The organism is Vibrio sp. Vb0304, assembly GCF_033338995.1.
Classification (GTDB): domain Bacteria; phylum Pseudomonadota; class Gammaproteobacteria; order Enterobacterales; family Vibrionaceae; genus Vibrio; species Vibrio alginolyticus.
Genome location: NZ_JAWOTT010000281.1, coordinates 1 through 1134, shown reverse-complemented (window position 1 = coordinate 1134; position 1134 = coordinate 1). Strand labels below are relative to the sequence as shown.

Here is a 1134-nt window from a genome sequence, read left to right as displayed (position 1 = left end):
TATCTTGCTAAGCGTTTTGCCGCTAAAGAGGCAGCATCGAAAGCGCTAGGTACGGGGATTGCTCAAGGCGTGACTTTCCATGATTTTACCGTCTCGAATGATGAGTTGGGTAAGCCAATTTTAATGCTGTCTGGCGTGGCTCAAAAAATGGCGCAGACGATGGGCGTTAATCACGTGCACTTATCCATTTCTGATGAGCGTCACTACGCGGTTGCGACCGTGATTCTTGAATCCTAACCCTTTAAGCTGAATAAAAAAAGCCAGAGTAAATGCTCTGGCTTTTTTGTATGAAGTTTAGTCAGAATGCTACTGCTCTAGATAAAGTTTTGCAGTGGTGGTGACCTTAATCATTTCATCTTGCAGTTCAAACATTTCAGGTTCAATTTCCTCAATGCTGGCTCCTGAACGAAGTGCGTGTTCAAGCGTAGCACAGAGAGATTTTAGCCTTGGTACGCCACAATAAGAGCTACTGCCGTGCAGTTTGTGGATCACATGAATTAACTCTTCACGCGAATAATCGTCTTGCTCAAGTGCGTGGTCGACAACTTCTTCTACTTCTGGAATGAAATCGATCAACATACGCAGCATATCTTTGGCTAAGTCTTCCTTATTAGCGCTCTGTTTCAATGCGGCTTGCCAGTCAATAATCACATCAGGTTGTGTATTTTCAGCTGTAGCAGGTGCTTCACTTGCTGGTTCATCGACGTAGGACGGCGCAACTTTCCCTATGCTTTCTGTACAGGTATTCGGATTCCAGTGGACCAACACTTGTTGCAGTACATGCTCTTCAATTGGTTTGGTGAGGTAATCATCCATACCTGCGGCGAGAAGACGATCGCGCTCCCCAGCCATGGCGTGCGCGGTAACGGCGATCACTGGTGTGTCTTTGTTTAACTCAAGCTCTTTGATGTTCTGACAAGCGGTCACGCCATCCATTAATGGCATTTGGATGTCCATAAAGATCAGGTCGTATTTCTTCTCGGTAGCGAGATTTACGGCTTGCTGCCCATTGCTACAAGCCGTTACGGTTTCAACCCTTTCTTTCAGTAGTGCTGAAATCAGTTTTAGGTTTGCAGGGTTATCATCCACCGCGAGCACCGTCAGTGGCAGTCGTTCGCTTTCTTCTGTTTCAAC

General features: G+C 46.2%; 2 protein-coding genes. One reads left to right on the top strand and one right to left on the bottom strand.

Features of this window, described 5'->3' with window-relative positions; genetic code table 11:
- On the top strand, positions 1–237 hold a 237-nt coding region (acpS, locus tag R7P35_RS25660; protein ID WP_318093250.1), incomplete at its 5' end, for a holo-ACP synthase.
- 69 nt (positions 238–306) lie between these two features.
- On the opposite strand, the gene R7P35_RS25655 is transcribed toward acpS, so the two are convergent.
- The coding region (locus tag R7P35_RS25655) for a response regulator (protein WP_318093248.1) at positions 307–1134 on the bottom strand (828 nt) is incomplete at its 5' end.